The organism is Gemmatimonas sp., from assembly GCF_046594945.1.
Lineage (GTDB): Bacteria > Gemmatimonadota > Gemmatimonadetes > Gemmatimonadales > Gemmatimonadaceae > Gemmatimonas.
Map to the genome: position 1 here is coordinate 1 of NZ_JBKJRB010000032.1, position 22,729 is coordinate 22,729.

22 protein-coding genes, 1 tRNA gene and 1 pseudogene are annotated in these 22,729 nt (G+C 63.4%); 14 read left to right on the forward strand and 10 right to left on the reverse strand.

Annotated elements, in window-relative coordinates; translation table 11 throughout:
• The 6 genes and pseudogenes from ACLL97_RS03985 to ACLL97_RS04010 all read right to left on the reverse strand — a co-directional run.
• Positions 1-1,135: efflux RND transporter permease subunit (locus ACLL97_RS03985; protein WP_411279182.1), on the reverse strand; the 1,135-nt coding region annotated here is incomplete at its 3' end.
• Positions 1,136-1,147: 12 nt separating this feature from the next.
• A complete protein-coding gene (locus ACLL97_RS03990) occupies positions 1,148-2,359 on the reverse strand; it encodes an efflux RND transporter periplasmic adaptor subunit (protein ID WP_411279183.1) in 1,212 nt (403 codons plus the stop codon).
• 237 nt (positions 2,360-2,596) lie between these two features.
• On the reverse strand, positions 2,597-3,274 hold the full coding sequence (locus tag ACLL97_RS03995; protein ID WP_411279184.1) for a DsbA family protein: 678 nt from the start codon (positions 3,272-3,274) through the stop codon (positions 2,597-2,599).
• Entirely contained in the window at positions 3,271-4,446 is a 1,176-nt protein-coding gene (locus ACLL97_RS04000; protein WP_411279185.1) for a hypothetical protein, read from the reverse strand. Before ACLL97_RS04000 ends, ACLL97_RS03995 begins: the two co-directional genes overlap by 4 nt.
• Before the next feature lie 104 nt (positions 4,447-4,550).
• A pseudogene (locus tag ACLL97_RS04005) lies at positions 4,551-5,978 on the reverse strand (IS3 family transposase).
• Positions 5,979-6,908: 930 nt separating this feature from the next.
• Positions 6,909-7,541 carry a hypothetical protein gene (locus ACLL97_RS04010; protein ID WP_411279186.1) on the reverse strand — a complete coding sequence of 211 codons (633 nt, stop codon included), beginning with the start codon at positions 7,539-7,541 and terminating at the stop codon, positions 6,909-6,911.
• A 3-nt stretch (positions 7,542-7,544) separates the two neighbouring features.
• Here ACLL97_RS04010 and ACLL97_RS04015 point away from each other — a divergent pair, with 3 nt between their 5' ends.
• Positions 7,545-7,940: a hypothetical protein gene (locus ACLL97_RS04015; RefSeq protein ID WP_411279187.1), complete on the forward strand. Its 396-nt coding sequence runs from the start codon at positions 7,545-7,547 to the stop codon at positions 7,938-7,940.
• Positions 7,941-8,446: 506 nt separating this feature from the next.
• Here the strand turns inward: ACLL97_RS04015 and ACLL97_RS04020 are convergent.
• Positions 8,447-9,124 (reverse strand): DsbA family protein, encoded by a 678-nt coding sequence (locus tag ACLL97_RS04020; RefSeq protein WP_411279188.1) that lies wholly within the window; start codon positions 9,122-9,124, stop codon positions 8,447-8,449.
• Positions 9,125-9,369: 245 nt separating this feature from the next.
• On the opposite strand from ACLL97_RS04020, the gene ACLL97_RS04025 reads away from it, so the two are divergent.
• Both ACLL97_RS04025 and ACLL97_RS04030 read left to right on the forward strand, forming a co-directional pair.
• Positions 9,370-9,612, forward strand: coding sequence for a hypothetical protein (locus ACLL97_RS04025; protein WP_411279189.1), 243 nt, complete (start codon positions 9,370-9,372; stop codon positions 9,610-9,612).
• Between the two features lie 99 nt (positions 9,613-9,711).
• On the forward strand, positions 9,712-10,929 hold the full coding sequence (locus tag ACLL97_RS04030; RefSeq protein WP_411279190.1) for a tetratricopeptide repeat protein: 1,218 nt from the start codon (positions 9,712-9,714) through the stop codon (positions 10,927-10,929).
• 17 nt (positions 10,930-10,946) lie between these two features.
• Here ACLL97_RS04030 and ACLL97_RS04035 read toward each other — a convergent pair whose 3' ends face one another.
• The gene (locus ACLL97_RS04035; protein WP_411279191.1) at positions 10,947-11,099 is read right to left on the reverse strand and encodes a hypothetical protein; all 153 of its coding nucleotides are present in this window, start codon (positions 11,097-11,099) and stop codon (positions 10,947-10,949) included.
• A 135-nt stretch (positions 11,100-11,234) separates the two neighbouring features.
• Between ACLL97_RS04035 and ACLL97_RS04040 the strand changes: the two genes are divergently transcribed.
• From ACLL97_RS04040 to ACLL97_RS04070, 7 genes are all read left to right on the forward strand, one after another.
• Positions 11,235-12,059 (forward strand): helix-turn-helix domain-containing protein, encoded by an 825-nt coding sequence (locus ACLL97_RS04040; RefSeq protein WP_411279192.1) that lies wholly within the window; start codon positions 11,235-11,237, stop codon positions 12,057-12,059.
• Between the two features lie 104 nt (positions 12,060-12,163).
• Positions 12,164-12,237: transfer RNA gene (locus ACLL97_RS04045), tRNA-Arg, on the forward strand.
• A complete protein-coding gene (gene rho / locus ACLL97_RS04050) occupies positions 12,231-13,529 on the forward strand; it encodes a transcription termination factor Rho (RefSeq protein WP_411279193.1) in 1,299 nt (432 codons plus the stop codon). Before ACLL97_RS04045 ends, rho begins: the two co-directional genes overlap by 7 nt.
• A complete protein-coding gene (gene ruvX / locus ACLL97_RS04055) occupies positions 13,526-14,026 on the forward strand; it encodes a Holliday junction resolvase RuvX (RefSeq protein ID WP_411279194.1) in 501 nt (166 codons plus the stop codon). The genes rho and ruvX overlap by 4 nt, the downstream gene beginning before the upstream one ends.
• Positions 14,023-15,039 (forward strand): endolytic transglycosylase MltG, encoded by a 1,017-nt coding sequence (gene mltG, locus ACLL97_RS04060; protein WP_411279195.1) that lies wholly within the window; start codon positions 14,023-14,025, stop codon positions 15,037-15,039. Before ruvX ends, mltG begins: the two co-directional genes overlap by 4 nt.
• Positions 15,036-15,854 carry a glycosyltransferase family 2 protein gene (locus tag ACLL97_RS04065; protein ID WP_411279196.1) on the forward strand — a complete coding sequence of 273 codons (819 nt, stop codon included), beginning with the start codon at positions 15,036-15,038 and terminating at the stop codon, positions 15,852-15,854. The genes mltG and ACLL97_RS04065 overlap by 4 nt, the downstream gene beginning before the upstream one ends.
• Entirely contained in the window at positions 15,851-17,035 is a 1,185-nt protein-coding gene (locus ACLL97_RS04070; protein WP_411279197.1) for a class I SAM-dependent rRNA methyltransferase, read from the forward strand. Before ACLL97_RS04065 ends, ACLL97_RS04070 begins: the two co-directional genes overlap by 4 nt.
• 17 nt (positions 17,036-17,052) lie before the next feature.
• On the opposite strand, the gene mutM is transcribed toward ACLL97_RS04070, so the two are convergent.
• Positions 17,053-17,841 carry a bifunctional DNA-formamidopyrimidine glycosylase/DNA-(apurinic or apyrimidinic site) lyase gene (gene mutM, locus ACLL97_RS04075; protein ID WP_411279198.1) on the reverse strand — a complete coding sequence of 263 codons (789 nt, stop codon included), beginning with the start codon at positions 17,839-17,841 and terminating at the stop codon, positions 17,053-17,055.
• A 245-nt stretch (positions 17,842-18,086) separates the two neighbouring features.
• Here mutM and ACLL97_RS04080 point away from each other — a divergent pair, with 245 nt between their 5' ends.
• Positions 18,087-18,797 carry an SAM-dependent methyltransferase gene (locus ACLL97_RS04080; protein ID WP_411279199.1) on the forward strand — a complete coding sequence of 237 codons (711 nt, stop codon included), beginning with the start codon at positions 18,087-18,089 and terminating at the stop codon, positions 18,795-18,797.
• Positions 18,798-19,027: 230 nt separating this feature from the next.
• Positions 19,028-19,204, forward strand: coding sequence for a hypothetical protein (locus tag ACLL97_RS04085; protein WP_411279200.1), 177 nt, complete (start codon positions 19,028-19,030; stop codon positions 19,202-19,204).
• Positions 19,205-19,301: 97 nt separating this feature from the next.
• Here ACLL97_RS04085 and ACLL97_RS04090 read toward each other — a convergent pair whose 3' ends face one another.
• Positions 19,302-19,622 carry a hypothetical protein gene (locus ACLL97_RS04090; protein ID WP_411279201.1) on the reverse strand — a complete coding sequence of 107 codons (321 nt, stop codon included), beginning with the start codon at positions 19,620-19,622 and terminating at the stop codon, positions 19,302-19,304.
• Between the two features lie 769 nt (positions 19,623-20,391).
• Between ACLL97_RS04090 and tdh the strand changes: the two genes are divergently transcribed.
• Positions 20,392-21,402 (forward strand): L-threonine 3-dehydrogenase, encoded by a 1,011-nt coding sequence (gene tdh / locus ACLL97_RS04095; RefSeq protein ID WP_411279202.1) that lies wholly within the window; start codon positions 20,392-20,394, stop codon positions 21,400-21,402.
• A gap of 13 nt (positions 21,403-21,415) precedes the next feature.
• Positions 21,416-22,612, forward strand: a complete 1,197-nt coding sequence (locus tag ACLL97_RS04100) for a glycine C-acetyltransferase (RefSeq protein WP_411279203.1) — start codon at positions 21,416-21,418, stop codon at positions 22,610-22,612.
• Positions 22,613-22,729: the final 117 nt, after the last annotated feature.

A 22,729-nucleotide genomic window follows, 5' to 3' on the forward strand; every position in this document is an offset into this window, starting at 1 on the left:
CCGACAACGGCACCGTCACGCCGATGGCGAGCGATAGTCGCCAGTCGCGCAGGAACACGAAGATCACCAGCAGCGACAACAGTCCGCCAGCCACGATCTCCTGCCCCAAATTCGAGAGGGCATCCACCACGAAATCGGCCTGCGCCGCCACCACCGTCATCGACACGCCCGGAAACTCCTTCTCCAGCTGCGCGATGGCGTCGGTCATGCGACGCGTGACCGCCACCGTGTTGGAGCCGGCGTCCTTGTACACCACCAAGCCAATGGCCGACGTGCCATCGAGTCGCGTGAGCGTTTGCGGATCGGCCAGCCCTAACGACACGGTACCGACATCGCGCAGCGTGATGCCGGCGCCCACCTTCCCCACCGGCGTATCGAGGATCTCAGAAGGATTGCGGAACTCGGTGAGCGCCCGAACCGAAAAGCGAAACTGTCCCTTCCGAATGGTGCCGCCGGCGCCGGTGGCATTCTCGGCCCGGATCGCGGCCGCCACATCTTCCGGCGTAAGATCGAGGGCGCGCAGCTTTTCGGGGTCGAGCTCCACGCGGATTTCATCGTCGGGTGCGCCCACCACCGCCACACTCGATACGCCTTCGATTTGCTCGAGCCGTCGCGCGTGCACTTCAGTGGCCGTGCGCGCCAAGCTGCGCAGGTCGCCACCACCTTGTGCCCGCGAAGCTTTTGCCGCTTGCGACGCTGACTGCTTGATGGCCAGCACCGCGATGGGGCGTTCACCCGGATCGCTGGTGAGCAGCGTGGGGCGATCGGCGCGTTCCGGTAGCTGACTGCGCGCCGCGTCGAGCCGTTCACGCACCGACAGCACGGTGGCGCGCATGTCAGTGCCCCACTCGAAGCGCGCGGTGGTGGTCACTTCATTGTTGCGACTCACACTGCGCAGTTCGGTCAGCCCCGGCGTGGCACCGATCGCTTCTTCAATCGGCTCGGCCACGAAGCGCGACACTTCGGGCGCGGCGGCGCCGGTGTACACCGTGCGAATGGTGAGCACCGGCAGCGACACATCGGGCAGCAGCGACACCGGCAACCGGCTCAGCGACACGGAGCCCAGCAGCACGACGGCCAGAATCGCGGAGAGCGTCGCAACGGGGCGACGCACCGCGTAGGCGGCGAGACTCACGCGCCGCCCTCCCTATCGCTTGAGTTTCGGCGCACGATCGCTCGGCGCACGCTCACCAGACGCACCGGGAGAGGGCGACGCTTCGCGCGGCGCGGTCACCCGCACCGGCGCATCATGCGTGAGCGTGAGATGTCCTTCGGTGATGATCTGATCGCCCGGATTCACCGGGATCTGTCCGGTGGTGGAGTCAGGCAGCACTTCGGTATCGATGCCATTGGTGCGACCGGGCACGATGTACGTCCACTGCGCGCGTCCGTCTTTCACCACGAACACCAACGGACGCCCGTCGCGCTCGATCACGGCGCGCGACGGTACCATGCGGCGACCCGGCAATCGCGTGGCCTCGAGCTGCACGTCGGCATACATGCCAGGGCGCAGTGTGCCATCGCCCTGCACGCGCACAATGGCACGACCGGCGCGCGTGACCGAATCCACCAGCGGCAACAGCGCATCCACGCGACCACGCAGCAATCGCCCCGGCGCGCCGGCGCTGCTGATGCTGGCCTCGCCGCCCACGCGCACCAACGGCAAGTCGTGTTCGAGCACCTGCGCCTCGATGCGCAGATTGCGGGTGTCGACCACCGTGAGCAGCGCCTGACCGGCACTGACCTTTTCGCCAGCCGAAATGTCGATGGCGTCGACCGTACCATTTACGGGGCTCCGGATCGTGGCACGATCCTGTTCGTACTTGGCGCGCTCGAGGCGCAATCGCGCGCCCACCAGGCCCGCCTTGTTCATGAGTGCCTTGCGCTGTTCCGGCGTCGGGCCGCGACCGGTCACCACCGACTCCGGCACGAAGCTTTCCAGAAAACGCTGTTCGGCTTCGTCCGTACTGGCCTGTGCGTCGCGTACGGAGAGATCGAACGGATACCCATCGAGCCGGGCCAGCACCTGCCCCTTGGACACCGCTTGCCCAGGTCGCACCACCAATTGCACCACGGTGCCCGCCACTTCGGCGCGAAGCTTCACCGCCGCCTCGGAGCGGATCTGCCCCGTGGTCGTTACCCGCAGCACGAGGTCGCCGTCACGCGCCTCTTCCGCCATGACGGGTAGCGCCAAGGCCGGGCGACCGGCTTCCTCGGCCGCTTCCTGAGCGGCGGTGGCGTTGGTGGAATCGGTGGTGGCGGCGGCGTCGCCCTTGTTGCAGGCGACGAGTGTGAGCGCGAGCAGCAGGGGCGCGAACGTCGACCACGCGATGGGACGGGTACAGGAAGGAGTCTGCATTGGGATCGTCAGTAGCGAAGCCGGCGCGCGCGGGGGCGCGACGCCGAGCGATGGCACGCAATTGGTGTCGCCGTGGCGTAGAAAGGTTGCCAAAGCGGAGTCGCGACAAGTATGGAGCGCGGGGCGGGATCGCGCGATGGCGAAAGTACGCGGGTGGGGACAGTTCAACGCGGCCGCCGCGCTAGTCGAACACCCGCAGCCGCAGACGCCGCAACACGAGCCGGAACTTAGCCTCGGCTAGTATGGCGCGATTCCGCGCCGAGAGCGCCGAATCCACTCGGCGAGTTCGCGAGCGTCCGAGGGGACTCCTGTGAGCCAGCCGTTCACGATAAGAGTCGGCGTGGCTCGAACGCTGAGGCGCCGAGCGAGCTCTATACTCTCGACAACTGCGGCGGAGGTGTCCGATTGCTCTGCACAATCAATAAATGCGACTGAATCCACGGGTCGCATCCTTTTCGCGATCTCGGCTACGTTGATTCGGCTCAAGGTATCCTGCGCCTCGAACAATACGTGATGCGCAAGCGAAAACCTCCCGAGTATGTTTGCGCATTCTGCAAGATTTGCCGCTCGCACTGCCTGCGGGTGAGTCGGAAGCGGGAAGTGCAAATAGCCGATGGTTAGTTTGGACCTCGACATTTGCGCGTAGTCGCTGAGCAGGCGTTCGAAGCGCTTACACGCGGGACACTGATAGTCAGAAAAAATGAGAAGCGTGTCCGGCGCAGTCACCTCGCCCAAGCGACTCGCAAGTAAAAACGGTCGTGCTTGAGGCGTCAGGCGCCGAGCAGGCTCCTGTCGCTCGGTGGCAGTCCGTCTAACCAGAGGGCGTGCAAACGTTCGATAGGCGAGACTCACGGCTGCCAGAAGTGCCGAAAGTACCAAAACCGTATCCACGGTCCCTTTCCAACGCGCGCTCACCTTTGTTCCTTCGCTGAAGGCGGAAGAGCAGAGCTGTCGCTTGCGAGTGACGCCCGTTCAAGCCGGTAGACACTGAACGAAGGTCCTGCTTCGTCTTCGTCGCGGAACACGAGAATACCCTGTTCAGTCGACCTCACCAGCTTCGAACCCGCAGGCAGGCGGACTTCCCCTAGGAATTTTCCGGACGGCGCATCAAAGACATCAACGGGCACAGGCTCGCCCATATTCGACGAGCGCGCGATGAATAGGTGATTTTGCACATCCACTATTGGCATCCCGGCAAACAAGAACTTGTACGGGGTGATAGGGTAGGATTTAAGAGCCATCTCTATAGATCGACGCGCGGCCTCATTCGGCGCCTTGGCAGCTAGACCGCGCCGAAACATCTCCACGGAGTCTGTATCAGCGTCGGACATTCTGACGATGGGAACTCCCTCGCGTTCGATATATCCAGCCGGTCGCCCGCCAGCGCTATAGCGAGCGATTCTATAGACGGTGTCCGCCTGCACGCGCGAGTAGATAGCGCCGTTTGGCGCCACGGCCATCCAGCAATAGGTGCAGAGGCTGCGTTCCGGGTCGCTCGAGAATTTCAGTTCCACCATCGGATCGGCGACTGGGAAGTCCCCCCGCAATAGCATGACGCTCGACCGGCTGGTTCGCTGTGCATGTACTCGGATGCCTGAAGTCGTGCTCCACATTCGAGAGATGAAAAGCGATGGCAGTGAAATTTCGGATATGCAGCCTTTCTTACCATAACGTTGAACTCGCCTATTTCTTGAGTCGCTGACGAGGATTGTTCCGTCAGCATCTACCGCGAGCCCACTAGCGAGCGCCAGCTCGCACGGCCCCTGCCCGTAGCGCGCGAGTTCAGCGAACGTACCGTCCCAGCGTAGGAGCGACAGCCCGCGCCCAGTCCCGCTGGCAAAAACAATCCCCGTCGCTCCGAGTAAATCAGCATCGATCAGCTCACCACCGGCGATACTATCGGGCACTGTTAGCGTTCGAATCGACTGCAGTCGATACTCATCAACTGTGGCGCCATTTTCCTGACTGCAGCCGTTCGTTCCGAAGGTGAGTATAGAGCAAACGAACAGGCGAAGAGCTTTCGACGCTGTTCGAACCACCCAATGCGGCGGGCCTTCGTCGGGTCCGGCGGACAGCGGGCTTGACACCCGTCGAATGCTCTTAGCCTTCATCTGACGTTAGTACGGATACTGGATGACGCACCGCGCAATACGGAACCTGTCAACGATTTTGAGACACCGTGTGGAAAAGTTTACTGAGTGTCGTCGCTGGCGACGTGCGGTCGGGGTGGATTGATCCAGGCGGCCGTGGGAAGTGGCCGTGGGGCGGGTGGCCGGCGGACGAAGCGTTCGGGATGTGCGGCATAGGCCGCCGTGAGTACCTCGGCCCGCGCGTCGTTCCGTGCGGCGGCGAGGTGGGTGCACGTCGTACGGCGTGTGCAGGCCGAGTGCGCTGTGGTGATGCTCGGTGTTGTACCAGCGAAAGAAATCGACCGCATGCGCCCGCGCATCTTCGAGGGAACCGAATCGCACGGGAAAGTCCGGTCGATACTTCATCGTTTTGAACTGCGCCTCGGAGTATGGATTGTCGTTCGAGACGTGCGGGCGCGAATGGGATTTGGTCACCCCAAGATCCGCGAGCAGGAAGGCCACGGGCTTCGAGGTCATCGACGAGCCACGGTCGGCATGCAGGGTCAACTGCTCGGGCGTGATGCCTTCGCGGGCACAGCAGGTGCTGATGAGTTTCTCGGCGAGGGCGGCCGATTCGTGCGGCGCGATCATCCAGCCCACCACGTAGCGACTGAAGACATCGAGAATCACGTACAGGTGATACCACGACCACGTGGACGGCCCTTTGAGCTTGGTGATGTCCCAACTCCACAGTTGGTTCGGCGCCGTGGCCAGGAGCTCGGGAGCGGCGTACACCGGACGTCGCCGCTGGGCGCGGCGCTCGCGCACTTCGGCGTGCGCGGCGAGGACGCGATACATCGTGCGCTCGGCACAGTGGTAGATCCCCTCATCGAGCAGCATCGCATACACCTGCGCCGGGGCCAGATCGATGAAGCGCTCGGCGTGCAACACGTCGAGCACGCGCTGCTGCTCCTCGCCGCTGAGGGCGCGCGGCGACACGCGACGCGCGGCGGGACGGACGGGCTGCTGCGCGCGTCGGCGTGCCCGATAGTACGTCGCCGGTGCGACGCCGAGACTGGCGCAGAGCGTGCGCAGCGGCCGCACGGCGGTCGCCGTCGCGACGGTGGTCACGAGCGCGTCTCGGTGGGCGCGTCGGGCGTCGGGAGTGTCAGGCCCAAGAGCTGCGAGAACTTTTTTTGGGCGTCGATGATCAGCTCGGCGCGCTCCGCGCGCGCCGTCGCCTTGGCCAGCTCCCGCTCGAGGGCGGCGATGCGTTTGATCGCCGGATCGGGGGCCGTCGGCGTGGGGCCACGACGCTTCGCGGGGCCCTGCAACTCCCCTCGCCGCTCTGCGGCGCGCCACACGGAGAGGTGCGAAGAGTAGAGCCCTTCGCGACGGAGCAGCGCGCCGAGCTCCCCCGGCTTGGTGCACGCCTCGGCGGCGGCCAAGATCTGGAGCTTGTACGCGGTGGTGAACTGACGGCGGGTGCGGGTCGATGACACCCCGGTATTTTGATGCAGCAACGGAGCCATGGAAAGAGCAGACGACATGGGAACAGCCTCGATCACCCTCGTACACTAAACTCGGGATGGATCGGTGTCTCACTCATATTGGCAGAGAGGGGGAAGCCCGGTAGACTGCCTGAACAGCTACGCCCGATCCTGCAGTCGAGTATACGGCTCCCACGCCCGAATGGCACAGGCCATCACCCATTCGGAGCCTCGCTCGCGTATCACCCGCCATGAATGGCCGGTGGTACTCTTTGCTAGCCTATAATGGGCCGCTGGATAGCCGCCGCCGCGAAGAGCGACCGCGCAGAGAGAGCCCGTCCCCGTTTCAGCCAAGTGGATCATACACCACACCTGATACCAATTCTTGAGTAGGCGGAAGGGCGGGAGCTGTCGTGCGTCCAACTCGCGGTTCAAATCCGCATACGACGACAGGTTGAGCGCGCGACACGCGTCGGCTGTACCGACCCGCAATCGCAACTCACCGAGCACGGCCTCGAGTGGGCCAAGCCGTTGGATGATCTCATTCCAATCACGCGCCACCGCATTCGCGAATAGCTGTTCGTCGCGCATTCGATCCCCCAGACAAAGCTTTGGACGATGAGCGCGCAGCGGTCGTCTCTACAACGTCTGTCCCCACTATGTAGACGCGTTCTGTACGCGCGCAAGCCACAATGACGATTGTAGCAAGACTCGTTGCCCACCGTGTCCGGTCGTTGCCCACTGTGTCCGGTTGCGGAACTCTCGTTGTCAACAGCAGTCGTTTCCTCGCGCGATCGGCGATCGGCGATCGGCGATCGGCGATCGGGGCGAGACGATTACGAGCACCAGTTGTGACCATCGACTACGTCAGCGCAGCTTCCAGAATCTCAACCGTCCACAGGCAGCGGAAATGCCTGTTGGACGTGTTGGCCGGTGTCGGAGAAACGTCGGCGTTCGCTCTTGTGCACGCGCGCGGAATACGCCGGCCGTTCAACGACGAACGTGCAGTCGATAGAAACGGAGATGCACAAATCCGTCGGCGTCTTGCTCTCGCACCTGCACGTGGTCCGCCCCGACACCGACCAGTTCCGAGCGCGGCGTTGCGGGCAGGCTGCGCAGAAGCACACGTCCGAGCAGCACACCGTCATGCCCAAATACGGTCACGCTAGACGGATCTGCGAAGTCCTTCACCCATACGCGGCGTTGCGGATCGACGAGAATCGAACCATGTGGCGGAAACGCCGCGCTCGGCTTCGGCCCCATCGCATCGAGCACGTATCGTTTGTTGGCAGCAGTGCTGCCGGCCGGAACGACGTCCGTTAGGACTTTCTGCCACTGTGCATCAGTAATCTGCTCGACCTTTCGTGTGAGCCGCATGATCTGACGAACGCGTCCGCTCACGGTGCGCCACTCAAGCTCGTAGCTGCGTCCGCGCGCGACGACGAGCTCCTCCCCGCTCCACGCGAAAGACGGCTGCCATGTCAACAAGCCAGCCGTCACCATCGCCGGTAGTTGACCGAGCGACGCAACACGCTCGCCCGACGGGCGAGCGAGCCAATACTGCATTCGGCGCTCGTGTCCGCTCGGATCGATACGAGCGCCTTGAGGACGAGCCGTGGACACGAGATGTCCTCGGTGATCGCACGAGGAGCTCAGAACCGGGTCACGTTCGGCTATCGTGCGAAGGTGAACACCACGACGGTCCCAGAGGGACACTGTTCCAATCTTGTCGATCACGACGAGCGTATCGCCGTGAAGTTGGCAGAGACTACGAATGTCGTTGAACTCGGCGGGTCCGCGACCGGCCCGACCCGAGCTGGAAAGCACACGCCCACCGCGGTCGATCCGAACGAGTCGATCTTTATCAGCAATCATGAGCTCGTCATTTGGCAGCTCGACGGCAACCGAGAAGAGCGCGTCCCTCAACTCGGCGGCGGCACCGTCACCTCCGATGTCGCGAAAGGGAACGCGGTCAATAGTGACAGCATCGCCGAGCCGATTCCATGGGTCAAGCACGGATGACGATTTCTCGGTGAACCACGGTTCCTTTGGCGCGAGCATCGGATACTCGACTACGCGCACGCTAGCGCTGTCGCGAACGGCCGCGACCGGCGCCTGTGCCACGAGAACCGACCAAGACGTTGGGCTAACGTCTCGGACACTCGCAGCGCCAAGGCTAAAGGCGATAATCGTAGCGAGAACGTTCCACATCGTGTAAGCGGTCACAGCAGGATCTCGGAGTTAAACGGGTGGGCTAGCGACTACATCTCCGCACCAGCGGAGCAAACAATTCTCACCATAAACAAACCGCAGCTATAAGAGTGATCACAACTGAATGCATTGCACCCGGTGGCTTCGCAGAACCCGCCGGCTGCGGGGTCACACGCATATGAGCAACCCGTTGCGTAACCGCATCCAAACTCCGCTGCTTTAGCGAGCGACGGATCAGTTGCACCCGCAACCGCCACGCAAACCAACGCGAGTGCCGACCTGAACGAGCGTTTCCCGATTAGTGACATACCTCCTCCCTATTTAAGTGGTTTCTTTCCTGCTGCGACCGCCCTAATGGCTTCAAAGATGTACTCGGGGTCCGAAGGAGTGACGAGCCAATCGTTGACGACAACGGTAGGAGTAACCGTAAGGTCAAGCTCCTTCGCGAGCATCTTGCCCGCCTCTATTTGCCATGGAATGGTGTCCAACATGCAGATGCGAAACGCTGCGAGTGACGGAACGTCCGCAACGTCGGCAATGCTGTCCCACGGGATCTGACCAAGGACCTTCTGATGTACGTAGATGGAATGCGAAACCTTCTGCGCCCTTCCCTGTTGCAGACCGCACTCAAACGCGTGGGCTGCGGGCTTTGCATTTAGGTGCATCGATAGCGGCATATGCACAATCTGAAGGTCAAACAACCCCGCATTCTTTTCGCCGTAGTCGCTGAGTAGTGAGTCGAGCTGGCGGCAGAATGGACACTCGAAGTCGGTGAAAACCGTCAACATCACGGGTGCGCGGGTTTCTCCATCAAGCGGGCGAGCGACACTGTTGACCTTGGTAGACCAAGATTCGATCCTTCTTGCGCTGCGCTTTGGCACCCCTCCGTACTGATCGGATTGATCGAGTTTCCGCTGAACAATGAGTGCCAAAGAAGCTACCGCGACGCATACTAGCACTACGGAAACGACTCGATCGAACACGTCATATTTCATGGCTGTCGTCGTCAAATGAGGCCGTGATTACCGTGACAATGCTAGGCTATGTCGGAAGCGGAACTCGCGCTACAACAGTTAAGAGTGAATGGCCGACAGTTTTGCCACGTCGCAGACACACGTTGGGGAATCATCTGGCCGCCCGCCTGCGGCCCGGCCACTCTTAGCGAAACCCGTTGCCCACCGTGTCCGGTACTTGCCCACTGTGTCCGGTTGTTTTCGTAAGCACCGTGACATGTTGTGGCATGATCATGCCGCGCGCCCTCCGTGCCGTCCTCGACTCCCTCTCCGACAAGGGTGACCCGACGCTGCGTATTGTCCGCGATTTACGCGCGATCACCGCCGACCTCGATGCTGCCATTACGGACATCGAGCAAGCACCAAACGATCTCGAGCGACGGGCCGCACGGCTGCGTCGCGTGCGCGCACTGCGGTACATGATCAACACCCTCACCGAGCTCGAGTCCGAATGGACGCGCGCCAGTTAGTCGCCCCCGGTCGGGGGCGACGCCACGTAATGCGTGAAATCATGCGGATTAATGCATTGGCCGTATTGACCCTTACATTGCCACGTATTCAGGAGCCCTATGCGTAAGCCTCTCTCTCCCTTGCAAGCCTTTGCGGCCGACGCCGGCGGTGCCACCGACCGTGGTGTCGACCTTGGCGCGCAGCTCATGTCATGGTTATCGGTGGCGCAGTCGGCCGACCTGCTCTCCGCGAGCGGCGCTGTGCCGTCCGACCAGGCGCTGGCGCAGTCCTCGGCGTTGCTGGTGGAGTTTGCCGATCAACGACCGTCGATGGTGCACGACGCGCTGCCGGCGCCCACGGCACCGCTCCCGCGGATGGCTGAGCGCTTTCGCGTGGCCGCCGAAGCGATGGAGATCGCCGGCTGCTACGAGTTGGCGTTCACCACGGTGGCGGCCGTCTGTCGCCTCACGGCGCACGCTGATGCCGTGACTGCCACATTGGCCACGTTGCATCTCGGCCGCATCGCGCGACAGATGAACGATTTCCCAGCCGCGCAAGATTACTACGATCGGGTGGTGACGCGCGCCACGCGCGAGCGTGATGCGCCACTGGCCGCGCGCGGTCACATCGGGCGGGCGCTGTTGAGCGACATGCGCGGCAATCTGCCGGCCGCACAAGCGAGCTATCGCAAGGCGATGGAGCTTGCGGTGCCCGGTGGGGGAGCATACGGCATGGCGTGCTTAGGGCTCATGACCTTGGCCATCAACCGCCAGCAACTGGGCGATGCCCTGTTGTATGGGTGGCGGTTGCACGACGCGAGTGCCGAGGATTCAGAGCTGCGCTTCGTCGCGCTGTTTGAACTATCGGTTGTCGCGCTCCACGCCGGCTTTCCCGAGCCCGCCATGCGCGGCTTTTCGCATGCCCTCGATCGGGTACGCGTGCCGCGATTACAGCTGCTCATCCTCGGTGGTGCCATCCGCGCCGCCGCGCGACTCAGACGTCTTGATGAAGTCGCGACGATTCACCGCGCGATCGAACGCACGATCCGCGAAGCCAACCAGCCGCACGAGGCTGCCCAGGTTCTCATCTACAGCGCCGGCGCGCTCCATGAAATCAACGATCCCCGCGGCGCTCGCGTGGCGCTCGAGGCCGGCCGTGCCCTGGCGATGCGGTACGGGTATCACGAGTTCGTGTTCCGCGCCGATACCATGGAAGACAACTGGCGTCGGAGCGCGGTGTCCGATGCTGTTGGCGTTGCCGCTGCGTCCGACGCAGTTCCGCCCCGCAGACAGCGCGCGCTGCGTGTCGGCATCGAACGACTCGCCGCCCTCCGGTAAGCGGTGAGCACGAGACGTCAGCCCCACGGTTTCGCATCCTTCCGCCCCGTCGTGTCCGCCGGCGGTGTCGTCGGATCGGTGGTGTCGTTGCCCGTCGGCGTGTGGCAGGCGGCAACCAGTGGGGCAATGGTGAGCAGAGCAACCAACAACAGGCGGCGGGTATCGATCACGACGTACTCCGGTAAGGGGATACCCAGTGATACGGGCACGCCACCCAAGCCACCTCATCAAGGTGGGCAATCGCCGGACACGGTGGGCAACGACTTCTTCGCCTTGAGATTGCCAGCTTTCATTTTTGTGCCGTCGTGACGCCTGAGCTCGGCATCGGATGGATCCCGTCGTCGTCTCCCACGATCGACCGACTCCGCAACATCGTTCCTCCGGGAGCGGTGGTCGTGCCGTGCGCCGATGATGTCGAGCTGTTGGTCGCCGTGAGCAGTGGCCGTGTGGCGCTGACCGTGGTCGAAGCCGGGGGGGGATCGAATGCCGCCGCTCTGCTCGCCCTACGGCGGCTGCGCGAAGGATTTCCCAAGCACCCGGTCATCGCGTGGTGCGACGTCCGCGCGATCGAGTCGCATGAGCTGCTGGAGATTGCCCGGGCCGGGGTACAGGACCTCATTCGGCACGATCTCGATGAACTCCGCCACGTCTTCGCCCGCATTGTGGCGTCGGCCACGCAGCGGGCCATCAGTTACCGGATTCTCGAGGAGCTCGGGGACGTCGTCCCGCATCGACTCCATCCGCTCCTCTCGTATGTGCTGGAGCACTCCGACGAGCACCTCGACCGTAATGGAGTCGCCGCCGTGTTCGGCCTCTCGCGTCGCACCCTACAGAATCGCCTTACCGACGCGCGACTGCCGCCGCTGCGGCCATTTCTCACTTGGTGTCGCCTGCTCGTGGCAGCCGCACTGCTCGAGGAGCCCGGACACACGCTCGACTCGGTCGCCGCGCAGCTCGACTTCTATGATGGAGCCAACCTGGCCGTGACGCTTCGGCGCTATACGGGCGCCAACATCACGCGACTCCGTGCCCGCGGCGCGTTCACGGAGTCGATGCGGGCATTCCGGGAAGTCGTGGACTCGATCCCAGCCCACGAGGCTTCCTTGCCCCAGTCGTCCTCGACGGATTAACTTCCGCAGTCTAACCGGCGCACGGTGTTCTTTCGGGAGCGCTGCGAACCGGTCGGGCGGATCACTCACTCAGCGCCTCGGCGCTGACGGGCAGTGGCCGCGTTGCGCGTGTAGCTCAGTTGGATAGAGCGTCTGCCTCCGGAGCAGAAGGTCGCAGGTTCGAGTCCTGCCATGCGCGTCCGTTCGGCCTGCGGTCACTCTCGTTTCCCATGCCTAGTGCACGTAGCCGAGCTGAAGCGGAAGTCTGTTCCTGAACTCCTGGCGCTGGCTGCGTCATTGCACGTCACGAGCACCAGCGGCCTTCGTAAGCAGGAGTTGATCTTCCGGATCGAGCAAGCGTTGCTCGATGCCGAAACGACGCTGTACGGTGAAGGCGTCCTTGAAGTGCTCCCGGAAGGCTACGGCTTTCTCCGGTCGCAGGACTTCAATTATCTGCACGGCCCGGACGACATCTACGTCTCCCCTTCGCAGGTGAAGCGCTTCGACCTCCGCACCGGTGATACGGTGATGGGGGAAGTTCGCCCGCCGAAAGAGTGGGAACGCTATCTCGCGCTCCTCAAGGTGGAGCGCATCAACGGTGGTGACCCTGAGCAGTCGAAATTGCGTAGTGCCTTCGACAACCTGACCGCGAAGTATCCCGACGAACGCATCCGCCTCGAGCGGAGCAACGGCGAAGTCGCAACCCGTATCTGCGACATCATCGCCCCGCTCGGGAAGGGCCAGCGCGCCCTCATCGTGGCCCCACCCAAGGGTGGCAAAACGATCCTCATGCAGCAGCTCGCGAACGCGATCATCGAGAACCATCCCGAGATCACGCTCATCGTGCTGCTGATCGACGAGCGCCCGGAGGAAGTGACCGACATGCAGGCCAGCTGTCCCCAGGCTGAGGTCATTTGTTCTACGTTCGATGAAACGGCCGACCGCCATGTGCAGGTGGCCGACATGGTTATTGAAAAAGCCAAGCGCATGGTGGAGTCGGGCAAGGACGTCGTTATTCTGCTCGATTCCATTACGCGACTGGCCCGCGCGCACAACGCCGTGGCGCCGTCGGGAGGTCGGATTATGTCGGGCGGCCTAGAGGCCTCTGCCATGCAGAAGCCCAAAGCGTTTTTTGGCGCCGCCCGCAATCTGAAAGAAGGCGGCTCGCTTACGATCGTGGCCACAGCGCTCATCGAGACCAACTCGCGTATGGACGAGCTGATTTTCGAGGAGTTCAAGGGCACCGGCAATATGGAGCTCGTGCTCGATCGGAAGCTGGCCAACCAGCGCATCTTCCCGGCCATCGACATCAACAAGTCGGGTACCCGTCGCGAAGAGCTGTTGCTCACGCCGTTCGAACAGCAGCGAATTTTCCTGTTGCGCGCGTTTTTGGCCGACATGCCCTCCGATGAGGCGCTGCAGTTCCTGATCAAGCGCATGGAACGCGCGCAGAACAACCAGGAATTCTTTGAACAGATGGCGGAACCATGATGCTCAACACGCCCGTGGGCAGCGCCACCGCTGCCACGACCGGTCGCCTGCTCGCGGTGGACTGGGGGGACAAGCGGATCGGGCTGGCCGTCAGTGATGAACTGGGCATGCTCGCCTCCAGCGCCGGCGCCATCACGCGCCGCGCTGGCAAGCGGCCGCCGATTGCCGAATTGATGCGGCGCGCCGACGCACTCGGCGTGACCGGCTACGTGTTCGGCTTGCCGATCGATCCGGCTGGTGCCGAAACCGATCGTTGCCGCGAGGTGCGCGACGTAGCGGCCAAGCTCATTTCGCGTCAGCCGCTGCCGGTGCGCTTGGTGGACGAGCGTTTCACCACGTCGGCCGCGCTACGCAGTATCAAAGAACAGGGCGGCAGTACGCGCGGCCGCAAGGAAGAGGTCGACGCGCTGGCCGCCTGCATCCTCTTGGAAGGGGTATTGCGAGCGTCGTCGCAGGGCGTCACGCTGGGCGAGCTGGTGAACGCGACGACGCCGTGAAGCGAATTCTGCTGATCACCGCCTTGGTCGTGGCCGCTTGGTTCGCGTACCGCGAGATCGAGGGCGGTGGTGATGCCAGCGCCGCCAGCGATCGTGTCGTGATTCCTAAAGGGGCCTCGATGCGCGCGGCCGCTGAATCGCTGTCGGTGCACGACGTGATCGGCTCTCAGCGGCTCTTCCGCTGGTATACGGCGGCGGCCGGACGCGAGCGCACGATCAAGCCCGGTACCTATCAGTTCCCGTCGGGGGCTGGCTACGGATACGTGCTCGACGCTCTCGTGACCGGGCGTGGCATCATGCGCACGGTGGTGATCCCTGAAGGCTTCGACCTGCGTGACATCGTGCCGGTGCTCGCCAAGGCCCTTTCGGTACCGGAAGACTCCGTCCGTGTGGCCGTGACCGACACCACGTGGCGACGGACGCTCAACGTGCCGGCTCCTTCGCTCGAGGGATATCTCTTTCCCGCCACCTACGCCTTCGCCGATGGCATCACGGCGCGCGACGCGGTGAAGGCGATGATCGAGCGCTTCGAATCGGTCTGGAAGCCTGTATGGGATGAACGCGTCAAAGCGATGGCGATCTCGCGACACGATGCCATCACCATGGCGTCCATTATCGAGAAGGAAGCGCGGAAACCCGAAGAGCGCGCGCTGATCTCGGCGGTGTACTGGAATCGCGTAAAAAAAGGCATGCTACTCCAGGCCGATCCTACCGTGCAGTACGCTCTTCCGCAGCACGTGGATCGCGTGTTCTTCAAGGATCTCGACGTCGAATCGAAGTACAACACGTACAAGTACGTCGGACTGCCGCCTGGCCCCATCGCGTCACCGGGTGAAGCGTCGATCGCCGCCGCGCTCGCACCGGCCGATGTACCGTATCTGTTCTTCGTAGCGCGCGCTGATGGCGGACACGAGTTCCGCACCACGTTTGCCGAGCATCAACAGGCGATCGTGGAGATCAAGGGCGCCGCGCGTAAAGCCCGTGTACCCGTACGGGAATCACGCCGACCGTGAGCAGCGCGCCCGCCTCTGTCTCACTGCTCGTCTCGACATACAATTGGCCGCGGGCCCTCGAACTCGTGCTCGAACGGGTCCGTGGCCAGCAGGTGCACCCGCTCGAGGTCGTCATCGCCGACGATGGCTCGCGTGACGATACGCGGTGTCTCATCGAACGGCTCGCCCCGGGGTTTCCGGTGCCGCTGGTGCACGTGTGGCACGAGGACACGGGTTTTCGCCTGGCCGCTAGTCGCAACAAAGGCATTGCTGCGGCACGCGGCGACTACATCGTCCAGATCGATGGCGACATCCTGCTCCATCCAGCGTTCATCGCCGCCCACGCCGCCGTTGCCCGGCGTGGCGTATGGGTGCAGGGGTCGCGGGCGCTGCTGAATGCCTCGTGTACCGGACGTTTGCTCGACGGCACACAACGCCACGTCAGTGGCCTCAGCGCCGGTGTCAAGCAACGCCAGAATGCACTCTACGTCCCGTGGCTTGCGTCGTTCGTCCGTGGCCCACGCGACGGGCTGACACGCGTGCGCGGCGCGCACATGGCCTTCTGGCGCGACGATCTCGTGCGCGTGAATGGTTACGATGAACGCATCGAGGGATGGGGACGCGAGGACAGTGAGCTCGCCACCCGCCTGATCAATGCTGGCGTGCACCGGCGCAATCTCAAGTTCGCGGCCGTCGCCTATCACCTCTGGCACACATCGGCAAACTTTGATTCCGTGACCCGCAACCACCAGCGTCTCGAGCGCACGATCCACGACCGACTCGTCTGGGCGGAGCTCGGCCTCGATCAGTATCTCGCCCGGGAGCAGGTCGCATGAGCGATCGTCGTCCACCGTCGGGCACGGTCGCCATCGTGGCGCGTCGTGGCGCGCAGCGTATCCGCCGCGGGCACCCATGGGTGTTCCGCTCCGATGTCGAACGCTTTCCGGACCTACCCGCCGGCATCGTGCGCATCGCGGAATCGAACGGCGCCCCGTTGGGTTTTGCGCTCTGGAGCCCGCGCTCCGAGATCTCGCTGCGCCATATCGAGCGCAATCCCGCGCATGAACCCGATGCTACGTGGTGGCACGCGAAACTGCGCGCTGCGATCGCGCGTCGCGCGCCATTGGCCAGTGAGGCAAACGCCTATCGGCTGGTACACGGCGAAGGCGACGGTCTGCCATCGCTGGTGGTTGACCGATACGGTGACGTGCTGGTGGTGCAATTACTCTCGGCCGGCCTGGATGCGTGGACCGACAGCATTGTGACGTCGCTGGTGGAGCTCACCGGTTGCCGCGGTATTCTGGCGCGCAATGATCCGGCCGCGCGCGGTCGTGAAGGGCTGCCTCGGGAAGTGACGCTGCTGTACGGCGAGGTGCCGCGCACGGTGGAAGTGGTGGAGCACGGCGTGCGCTATCTCGCCGCGCCGTGGGACGGACAGAAGACGGGCGCCTTTCTCGACCAGCGTGAGAATCGTGTCCTGATCGGTTCACTGGCGCGCGGTCAGGCGTTGGACTGCTTTGCATATCACGGCAGCTTCGCCTTGCATCTCGCCCGGAAAGCCGACCAGGTGTTCGCGCTCGATGTGTCGGCACCGGCGCTGGCCCGCGTGCATGAGCATGCCGATCGCAACGGACTCACGAATATCGTGCCGGTGGAAGGCGACGCCTTTGACGTGCTTCGCGCGTGGTACAAGGAGGGGCGTCGCTTCGATACCATCGTGGTCGATCCGCCGGCGTTCGCGAAAACGCGGAGTGCGATCGATGGCGCATTGCGCGGCTACAAGGACATCAACCTGCACGCCATGCGCTTGCTGGCACCGGGCGGGTTGCTGTTCACCGCCAGCTGCAGCTTCCATCTGTCGCGCGGGCATTTCTTCGAGATGCTACAGGATGCCTCCGCCGATAGCGGCCGCGCGTTCGCGTTGCGCGCAATCACCGGCCAGCCGCTCGACCATCCGGAACTGATCACGGTGCCGGAAACCGGTTACCTCAAGGGTGCCCTGCTCGAAGCGATGTAAATGTGCTCCGGGCGGCGTCAGCGTCGCTGGCAGCGCGAACAGTAGAACGTGCTGCGTCCCGCCTGCGGCAATCGCGTGAGCGTCGCACCACAACGACGACACGGTTCGCCATCGCGTCCGTAGACTCGCCAGATGTCATTCTCGTTCACATCCTCGCGACCGTAATAGCGCTCCGTGGGCGCGGTTTCGAGCACCAAGCGAATTGCATCGCGCAGTCGCGTCACGCGCTCGCGCGACAGGCGGTGTGCGGGGGCGGCCGGATTTATACGCGCTTCCCAGAGCGCCTCCGAGGCGTAGATATTGCCCACGCCGGCCACGAGTTTCTGATCGAGCAGCGCCGGTTTGATCGGTCCGCGGCGTCGCGCCAGTGCCGTCCGAAATCCTTCGGCAGTGAAGTCGTCGGTGAGCGGCTCTGGCCCGATCGCGGGGAGCACGAAGGCACCGGGCGCGTGCAGACGCACGACACTGAGGGCACGACCGTCCACCAGCGACACCCGCACGCCGTCGGCCGTCTCCAGGCGCACGCGCTCATGACGCGGGGGGGCGTCGCCCACGCGAGTGAACTCCCAGTCGCCGGTCATCCGGAAGTGGACCTCGAGAATCGCCCCGTTGTGCAGATGCACCAGCTGGATCTTTGCTCGGCGTTCCACGCGGGCGATCGTGAGCCCTTCGGCCGCCCGTCGCGCTGGTTCCGGCAGATACCGTTGCTGGGAGGGATGCAGCGGTTCGAGGCTGGCGATTACGCGTCCGGCGACGGCATCACGGAGTCGCTTGGCGGCGAATTCGACTTCAGGCAATTCGGGCATAGGGCGTGGCGGTGAAGGCGGTGGTGGCACTGTCGCGGCACCATCCCAACTGTAATGCCGAGGCACACTTGGAAGTTCTCGGATCACAAATGCGCCGTTGATTTCCTCTTGCGTTCCTGAAGCGGACACCTACTTTATCCACATTCCATCCACACCTACGGGGCACCGTTATCCATTCTCCCCGATCGCTCAAGTACGAGTATGAGCTGTTTGTCGAACGCGAGATCGAGGACTACAAGGACTCGGTGTCTCGCGGCGCGCTGCTCAAGATCGGCGACGAGGCGGTAGAAGTTCTGCGGAAGCAGGATCAGATCGCGCTGACCGAAATGGTTGTGTGGCAGGAAGTCGACCGGCTGATCACCAAACGCCTGCGACTGCCCACGTACGCCACCTGGAAACGTCGTCGTCTCAAGATGCTGGCGCAGTATCAGACGCCTGAGCATTGGGGCATCGATCCCAACGCAATGCTGGTGCGCGCGCTTGCCGGCTCCAGCGATCGTCATGTGCTGGTGGCCGGCGCGGAGCGTGAAGGGCCGGCGCTGTATCTCGCGGCGAGAGGGTGCGCCGTAACCGCCGTGGAGCCCGCCGAAGACGCCGTAGAACGCGTCGTGCGGGCGGCCGAAGCCGCTGGGCTGACCGAGCGCGTTCGTAGCTACTGTGCCGATCTTGGCGGCTGGGCGCCCGACGTCGAACTGCATGCCGTGGTCTGTTCGCCCACCGCGTTCGCCGGCCTCACGACGCAGGATCGCGCGCGCGTGCTCGAAGTGCTGCAGAGTGCCACCGCCGACGGCGGCGTGCATCTCGTGGAGACGATCGCCGCCGGTACCGAGAGCATGCATGATGGCTTCCCACTCGAAGAGCTGCGTTCGCGCTATCGTGGCTGGACGATCTCGGTGGAAAACACGGTCGGGTTGCGCGAGACGTTCATGGCGCGCAAGGATTTCGCGGTCGCGTAACGGGAACCGCCTGAACATGTGTCGTTTGTACACGCGACCGGCGAAATTATGACGTGTCAGTAGGACACCGCCGACGTGACTCACGTCGGCGTTTGTTTTTCAAGTCGTTCATTTTCAACATGTTGCAATTGCCGACCGGTTGGCACTCGGCGTGCTATTACGGTCAGTGATCGGTCGCGTGCGGTGCGACCCCATGTAACGTTCACATCAGGGGTGGAGGATCACCCACAATGCGTCTCAAAGAGTCAGATATGTTGCTGCAGCAGCGCGAGCCCATGGGGATCGTGATCGCCGACGGTGGCCCCGGCGATCGTCCGTCGCGTTTTGCTGCGTTTGTGTGGGGACCTGTGCCGGATGACGACGTGCAAGTGCCTGAGCGCGCGAAGGAGCTCGTCGCATCCGCCTGAGTTCGTCAGCGACAGTTCATCACGGAAACGTGAAAGGCGCCGGCAGACATGCCGGCGCCTTCGCGTTTGTACACCTGCAAACGGCACGAACGCGTAATTACGCGGCGACCGGAGCCGGAGCGACAACCTTCTTGGCGCGCTTGGTGGCCTTGCGGGCTCCCTTTTTCGCAGCCTTCTTGGCGCCCTTCTTGGCGGCCTTCTTCGTGGCCTTCTTGGCACCCTTCTTTGCAGCCTTCTTGGCAACCTTGCGGGTCGCCTTCTTGGCGGTCTTGCGGGTCGCCTTCTTGGCCGCCCTCTTCACCGACTTCTTCGCGGCCTTCTTTGCGCCCTTCTTCGCGACCTTGCGGGTCGCCTTCTTCGCGACCTTACGGCCACCCTTCTTTGCCGCTTTCTTGGCGGCCTTCTTGGCAGGAGCCATTTCGAAAATCCTCTCGAGGAGGTTTGGATCGCACTCCCTTTCCCCCGGTGGAAAGGTGAGCTCACACAAGGCGCGGCGCATGCACCGCGGACTTATGCGCTACACGGTCTCCAGAGGAGTCGTGCAGGTGGTTGTCCGCGCTGACAAACGACGAGGACTAGGCAGCAGCACGGCGCCGCGCGAAACACGTATCGCGTAACGCGGCCGCACAATTCGTATACGAATGACGGGGGAGATACGCGCGAGGCAACGAATGCCGATGGTGTCGTAGGAGGAGGCGACACGAAGACCGCGCGGCTCACGCGTCGCCATGGCGACAGCGGAGCAGGCCGTCGCTCCGCGCACAGGCGCGAGCAGCGACGACGAAACCGTGGCCAGAACCGAACTGCGGTTCGCCACGCCAGAGGTGGTCGCCGAGGCGACCGTGGACTTCTCGAGGAACTCGTGCCGCTTTATGGCCACGCGTTGCCGATAAGGATTGCGCACCCTGTTGCCGTGTTGCGAGAACCACGGAGACCCGGATGTGGACAAGGCACGCAAGTCGTTGAATTCACGCGAATATACGCGTGGATAATTCAACTGCGCAATAGCGCGTATAAAGAACGCGCGCGAATACATCACCCGACTTCGCCCAAACCGCGAAAATCCGGCCTTCCACGCGCTCCGTGCGCGTGCGACTTTTCGCGTTCGAACCGCATGACGATCTCTCCGGCTGCGCGCGGCCAACACCGCGTACGCCGGCAATCCTGGGAGTGACATGAAAGCGCTGGTGAAGCAAACGGCCGGGCGTGGTCTTACGCTGTCCGAGGTTCCTGAGCCCACGATCCGCGACGACGAGGTACTCATTCGCGTGCGCAGTGCCGGCGTTTGCGGGACCGACGTGCACATCTACGAGTGGGACGCGTGGGCGTCCGGTCGGTGCAAGCCGCCGTTCATCTGTGGTCATGAGTTCGCGGGCGACGTGGTCGCGGTCGGCAGCTTCGTGGAGAGCGTGAAGGTCGGTGACCGCGTCACCGCCGAGGGGCATATCGTCGATGAGCGTTCGATCTTCAGCCGCACCGGCAACGCGCACGCCGACCCGTCCACCAAGATCATCGGGGTCGACCGCGACGGCTGTTTCGCCGAGTACATCGCGATGCCGGCTACCAACGTGTGGCACCTCGACGACTCGATCAGCTATGACATCGGCGGCATTCACGACCCGATGGGCAATGCCTTCCACACCGCGCTCACGGCGAACATCCCCGGCGCCGTCGTGCTCATCACGGGCTGCGGTCCGATCGGCGCCTTCGCCGTGGGCATCTGCAAGGCCGCCGGCGCCGCGCGTATTATCGCGACCGACGTGAACCCCAAGCGACTCGAGCTGGCGCGCACCATGGGCGCGCATGACGCCGTGCATCCTGACGACGCCAAGGCCGCCGTCATGAAAGCGTCCGACGGCAACGGCGCCGACGTCGTGCTCGAAATGTCGGGCGTCCCCGCCGCAGTGCATCAGGCGTTCGCGCTCTGCCGGCCGGCCGGCCGCGTCAACATGCTCGGCATTCCGTCCAAGACCATCGACATTGATTTCGCCACCGAGATCATCTTCAAGGGCCTCACAATTTACGGCGTGGTCGGCCGTCGCATGTACGACACCTGGCACCAGATGTCGCGGTTCGTGGCGTCCGGCAACTTCGATCCGACCCCCGTGATCACGCACCGCCTCCCCCTCGAAGCGGTCGATGATGCGATGCACCTGATCAAGTCCGGCGACGCCGGTAAGATCATCTTCCAGCTGTAGACCGGGCTTCTCTATGTCACTCACGACTGAACTGCAGACCGAACTCGACGCTTTCAAAGCTGCCGGCACCTACAAGCGTCTCAACTACCTCGAATCGCCCCAAGGCGCCCGCGTGCGAATGGAAGGACGCGGCGAGGTGATCGTGCTATCGTCCAACAACTATCTCGGTCTCGCCAACGAACCGGCCGTGGTGCAGGCCGGTATTCAGGCGCTCAAGCAGTACGGCGCCGGTACGGCGTCGGTCCGCTTTATCTGCGGCACCTTCGCGCTGCATCGCGATCTCGAGACGGCGCTCGCTCGGTTCGTCGGCACCGAAGCGTCGCTATCGTACGTCTCGGCCTGGAACGCCAACGAAGCGCTCACGCCCACCATCGCCCGCGAAGGTGACTTCGTGGTGTCCGATGCGCTCAACCACGCCTCCATCATCGACTCGGTGCGCTTAGCCAAGTCGATCACCAAATGCACGACAGCCGTCTACAAGCACAGCGACATGGACGACCTGCGCGAGAAACTGCGCGGTGCGAAGGACGCCAAGCGGAAAATCATCTGGACCGACGGCGTCTTCTCGATGGAAGGCTCGATTGCCAAGCTTCCCGAGATCCTGCAGCTTGCCCGCGACCATGACGCAATCGTGGTGATGGACGACTCGCATGCCACCGGCGTGCTGGGCAAAACGGGACGCGGCACGGCCGAGCATTTCGGGGTCATGGGAGAGGTCGATATCATCACCTCGACGCTCGGTAAGGCACTCGGTGGTGCGGCGGGCGGATTTATCGCCGGTCCGGCGGCGCTCTGCGACATGATGACGCAGCGCTCGCGCCCACAACTGTTCTCCAACGCCCTGCCGCCAACCGTGGCCGCCAGTTCACTGGCCGCCGTGGAGTTCACGGAAGCGCACCCCGAACTGGTGACCAAGCTGCACGACAACGCGGCGTATTTCCGCGCCGCCATTCAGGACGCCGGGTTCCATCCGCTGCCGGGCGAGACGCCGATCATTCCGATCATCGTTGGCGAGACGGCGCTGGCCATCACGGTCAGCGAGATGCTGCTCGACCGCGGGGTGTTCGTGACCGGCTTCGGATTTCCAGTGGTGCCGCAGGGTCAAGCGCGCGTGCGTTGTCAGGTGAGCGCGGCACACACACGCGACGATCTCGATGCGGTGGTGCATGCGTTCAAGGACGTTGGACGTCTGGTTGGCCTGATCAACTGACCACGAACTGCGGCCACGAATTACGCGAATAACACGAATTTGCTCGGAGTATTGGCGAGGTTTTCGTGGGATTCCTGGGTCGACTTTTGTGATTTGCTGCCAGATCAGATCACGAAT